The organism is Streptomyces sp. NPDC027672 (assembly GCF_055566335.1).
Genome location: NZ_JBVHSO010000031.1, coordinates 1 through 4,380 on the forward strand (window position 1 = coordinate 1; position 4,380 = coordinate 4,380).

Consider the following 4,380-nt stretch of genomic DNA (forward strand, 5'->3'; position numbering starts at 1 on the left):
TGATCGGCATATTTGAAGCCCAGAACGGCAGCCGCCACCACCGCCACCACGCCCAACCCGCCCCCGAGCAGTGCCCCTTTCAGGAAGCCGTGCTTCCGGAAATACGGGATCCGCCCCGTGCGGACGTGCCAGTCCCAGAGCCGCTGAGCCCGGATGTGGAGCGCCAGGCAAAATGCCAAAAACGCGAAGACGAGCGCACCGGGCACACAACAGACCACGCCGATGAAGAAGTCGCGCTTCATCACCTCCAGGCCGGCCGCCAGCCCAACCAAGCCCAACGGAGCCAAGATGACGCCAGGGAGGATCAGCGCGGACGGGCCCGGCGGCGCATACACAACTTGCTGCGACGGATAGCGGTTCATATGGTCCTCCCCTGTTGGATGGCTGCACGCTTGATCGGGACCGGCGTGCAGTCAAGCGGCGGACTGCGGCCCGTTTAGCCCGCAGACGTCCCTTCGTCGGTCACTTCGACCACTTGCCAACCTTCGCCTTGCGGGCGGAACAGGGCCCGCAGCTTCGGCTTGAGGGTGCTCGGCTCATCCTTGGTGGGCTGGCCGCCGATGTAACCCAGGGCCTTTACCGACCCGCCCACCATGCATTCTTGATCCCCATTGGGCTTCTTCTCGCAGTCGAGATCCAAGCCGCCCGCGTCGGTCACTTCAAACCGCCAAGAGCGCTGGAGGGTTGCCTGCCTCCCCTGCTCGGTGAAAAAGCCTTCCACGACCTTCACCCCGTCCTCCTTCGTGGGGCCCTTGTCGCCAGAGCAGGCCGTCAGGGTCAAAAGTGCCGCTGCTGCGGCCACGATCAGTGCGTGCTTCATGTCATGCGTCCTTGTCTTTGGAAGGGGTGATGCCGATGATCTGGTTCTTGTAGCCGATCTCGAGGCGGTCGATTTGGAGAACGATGTCGGGCAGGCCGTTGGGCTTCAACCTGCCCTCCACGACCTTGAAAAAGATTCGGTCTCCCGTGGCGTCGCGCCCCACCCGTCGCAGCTCGGCCGCGTCTTCCGGCTTCAATCGCAACGCGGCGTGGTAGCGCCCGCCGTGCTCGACCCCGACCACCGCACTGCCCTTGCCTAACGGCGAAGGGCCGATAACGGCCGTCGGAAGAAAGTCAGGCGAGCGGGGATACCAGTCGTGGTTCATGACCAGCACGTAGGCGTGGAGAATGTTGGTGCTGGGGTCGATCTCCACGTCGATGTAGGGCCGCAGGTAGAACGCGTCGGTGGAGGCGATCTGCCGCGCCTTGGCCTCAAACGCAGAGGCCGGGTGGCCCTGCAGGCCGACGCGTTTGAACTGGTGCCCCCATGATCCGATGCAATGGGTTCGCATGGCGGGCGTCATGGCCTTGCCTGCCTTGGCCTCGGCGAAGAGGCCTTCTTCGCACATCTTGTGACCACCCGACGCGGTGGCCGCCAAGCCCCACCGGATCCGGGTGTAGCCGTCGAGCACCGGAGGGTCGCCGTCGTCCCAGTAAGTGCCTGCCGGCTCCAGGTAACGCTTGGTCGCCGGGGCCGAGGCGGCGTCCTTGCCCGCCTGCATCAACCCCTTGCCAATCCTTCCCAAAATGCCGTCCTGGGCGGTGGCCGTCCCGCTGGCCAACGCCAGGCACACGGCCACGGCTGCAATCGCTTGCTTCATGCATCCCCCTGATCCCGGCCACCATGGCCTTATTTGCCATTTTGGCAAATGCGGTGCAGCATGGGAAGCGGCAGACTTGGGGATTGTTCCCGGTTCGTGATCGCCCATGCCTGCCCCTCTCGCCCCAGCTCACACGTTTGGCCGCCGCTTGCGCGAGGCCCGGCTGGCCAAGGGCCTGACGCAAGCACAGTTGGGGGCCGTGCTTGGGTTGGACGAGGAAAACTCCGCCGCTCCCAGGGTTTCTCGTTACGAGAGAGGAGATCGCGTGCCGGATCCTGCAACGATGGAAAAGCTGGCCCAAGCACTTGGCATGCCGGTCGCCTATTTCCATGCCACAAATGATCTAGTGGCAGAGACGTTGCTGGTGATGTCGCGGCTTGAACCCGAACAGCAGCGAGAGCTGCTGACGAAGGTGAGGGATTACGCCCAGAGCCGTGGCGTGGCCATCCTCCCGAGTAGCGACAACGATCTCAGGGAAGAGAAGACATGCTGAAACGACTTCGACGCTGGTGGCTGCAGCGGGATGCGCCAAGCCCGATGGCACCGGAGCAGTTGCAGGCGCTGATGGACATCAACCTTCTGGAAATCCAGTTGGCCGCGTTGGACGCCCTCAAGTCCTCGACGCCAGCCGCGGAAGCGGCCAGGCTGCGATCCCATGCTTGGCTCGCGTCGATGCGTGGGCAAGGCCCGGTCGGGACGCCGAACTGGAGCGAACTGCGGGCTGAAGCGCGAGCACTGAACCGTGATCTGGCAGCCGCCCTGGCTGCCGCCCAGATCGATGCCCCCTCAGAGGCCTGATCCCTACCGTTCGGGAGAACCATTTCCCCATCCCCTACGACCATCACCGACTTGCCTCCAAATGTGACCCGCGTCACTATTGCGGAAGGGGAACGGAGCCTTCCTGGCTCTGGCCATTCACAGGGGAAGTGACCGATGGCGAACAAGAATGGGGCCGCTGCGCCTACGACTCTGGAAGAGTGGTTGAATGGCCGCCCAAGCTGGCTGCGCATGGCCGCTTCCACGGTGATCCAGCACCGCCGCATGCCGAACGAAGAGGAGATGGAGGCGCTGGCGGATCACTGCCTGGCCGAGGCAGCCAAGAAGCTGGATGCTCCCCACCCGGCGTTGGCACCGGGAACCATCTTGGGGACACCCACCGCCGCTGAGCTTCGCATCGACTCGGTCTCCTCCATCTGCGGCGTCAATGCCCTTGGCGAGGACGCGGCATTGGACCTCAGCCAAGGCCAGATGACCGTGGTCTACGGACCCAACGGGGCCGGGAAATCGGGCTACGCCCGTTTGATGAAGCACGTTTGTGGCGCGCGGGCCAAGGGATCTATCCACGGCAACGTGTTCAAGCAGAATCCCGATGCTGCCTCTGCCCTGATCAAAGTCACGGCGACCCGATCCGACGGCACGACATCGTCTGCTGATCTCACTTGGCAAGCATCCGACGGCCCCCACGCGACATTGAAAGCGGTGCCGGTCTTCGACTCAGCCACAGCGCTGGAGTTCGGAGACAGCGCCACCACCGCCACCCATCTTCCCCGAGCTATGCGGTTCGTCGGGATGCTCATCCACATCTCAGACGATCTCGCCACCCAGTTGAAGGCCCGTGCAGCCAAGCTCACCAGCAAACTGCCCAACATCCCGGAAGATCACGCCCAGAGCAGCGTCGCGACGTTTCTTCGCACGCTGACGGCGAAACTGACCGAAGAGGACATCAACAAGCGTTGCGCCTTCCCCGCGGCACTGAACGATGAGCGTTTGGCGCTGGAGACCGCACTGGCCCAGGCGAACCCTGAAGTGGCCCACGCCAAGGCCGTCGGAGAGCTAGAACGCTTGTCGCAGATGGCCACAAGCATCTCGGCATTGAAGGAGAGCTTGAACGGCGAGAAGGCCCAAGCCCTCTTGGATGCCCGCAGCAATGCAGAGGTCAAGCGCCAGGCCGCCACCGCCTATGCCACGGCCTTCCTCAATGGGCTGCCGCTCAAAGGCGTCGGAGACGCCGTGTGGCGAACCCTTTGGGACGCTGCAAAGGCGTATTCGACAGGTCTTGCCTACCGTGACCACCCTTTCCCCCACGTTGGGGACGAATCCCGTTGTGTCCTCTGCCAGCAACCGTTGGGAGACGACGGCAAGGCCCGCTTGGCCAGCTTTGAAAGCTACCTCAACGACACCCTGCAGACAGAAGCTAAGAGCGCGGAAGACGCGCTGACGGCGCTGAAGAAAGCGTTGCCCAGTCCTCTCACCGATGTCGCTTGGCAGGCCCAGTGCGCCGCTATTGGCTTGGAAGCCGCCCAAGCCACTGAGCTGCTTGAGGCCATCCATGCGAGATTGAAAGCCATGGCAGAGGCCACGGCGGCTCCGGCGGTGGAGTGGTCGGTGTGGACCAACGCCTACGATCAGAAGGTCAAGACCACCAGCGCTGATCGCGATGCGCTCGCGGGCTTGCTGGACCCGACGGGGCGGAAGGAGAAAGAAACCCGCCTAGCAGAGCTGAAAGCACAACAGTGGCTGTCGGAGCAGCGCGATGCGGTATGGGCCGACGTGATCCGCCTCAAACGCGTGGGAACGGTGGAGGCTGCTGTTCGGTCTACCTCAACCAGCCAGTTGACGACGAAAAGCAATGACATTGGCGAGTCGGAGTTGGCCAAGGGCTACTGCGACCGCTTCAATGCCGAGTTGCGGGCGCTGGGGGGCCATTCGCTTCCTGTCCGCATGTCGTATCGCTCCCAAG

At 63.6% G+C, this 4,380-nt stretch carries 6 protein-coding genes; 3 read left to right on the plus strand and 3 right to left on the minus strand.

From position 1 onward, the window contains the following. The 3 genes from ACZ4SV_RS36215 to ACZ4SV_RS36225 all read right to left on the minus strand — a co-directional run. A partial coding sequence (locus ACZ4SV_RS36215) for a hypothetical protein (RefSeq protein WP_468011379.1) occupies positions 1-362 on the minus strand: 362 nt, incomplete at its 3' end. Between the two features lie 74 nt (positions 363-436). Then, complete coding sequence (locus ACZ4SV_RS36220) at positions 437-820, minus strand: hypothetical protein (RefSeq protein ID WP_024958706.1); 384 nt, start codon at positions 818-820, stop codon at positions 437-439. Between the two features lies 1 nt (position 821). Continuing rightward, a complete protein-coding gene (locus tag ACZ4SV_RS36225) occupies positions 822-1,640 on the minus strand; it encodes a hypothetical protein (RefSeq protein WP_024958707.1) in 819 nt (272 codons plus the stop codon). Positions 1,641-1,788: 148 nt separating this feature from the next. Here ACZ4SV_RS36225 and ACZ4SV_RS36230 point away from each other — a divergent pair, with 148 nt between their 5' ends. From ACZ4SV_RS36230 to ACZ4SV_RS36240, 3 genes are all read left to right on the plus strand, one after another. Continuing rightward, positions 1,789-2,133, plus strand: coding sequence for a helix-turn-helix domain-containing protein (locus tag ACZ4SV_RS36230; RefSeq protein ID WP_468011386.1), 345 nt, complete (start codon positions 1,789-1,791; stop codon positions 2,131-2,133). Further along, a complete protein-coding gene (locus tag ACZ4SV_RS36235; protein WP_136191685.1) occupies positions 2,127-2,438 on the plus strand; it encodes a hypothetical protein in 312 nt (103 codons plus the stop codon). Before ACZ4SV_RS36230 ends, ACZ4SV_RS36235 begins: the two co-directional genes overlap by 7 nt. A gap of 135 nt (positions 2,439-2,573) precedes the next feature. Next, a partial coding sequence (locus tag ACZ4SV_RS36240) for an AAA family ATPase (RefSeq protein WP_468011392.1) occupies positions 2,574-4,380 on the plus strand: 1,807 nt, incomplete at its 3' end.

Coding starts and splice junctions, on each gene's coding strand:
- ACZ4SV_RS36220 (WP_024958706.1), bottom strand. CDS start 820: ATGAAGCACGCACTGATCGTGGCCGCAGCAGCGGCACTTTTGACCCTG.
- ACZ4SV_RS36225 (WP_024958707.1), bottom strand. CDS start 1,640: ATGAAGCAAGCGATTGCAGCCGTGGCCGTGTGCCTGGCGTTGGCCAGC.
- ACZ4SV_RS36235 (WP_136191685.1), top strand. CDS start 2,127: ATGCTGAAACGACTTCGACGCTGGTGGCTGCAGCGGGATGCGCCAAGC.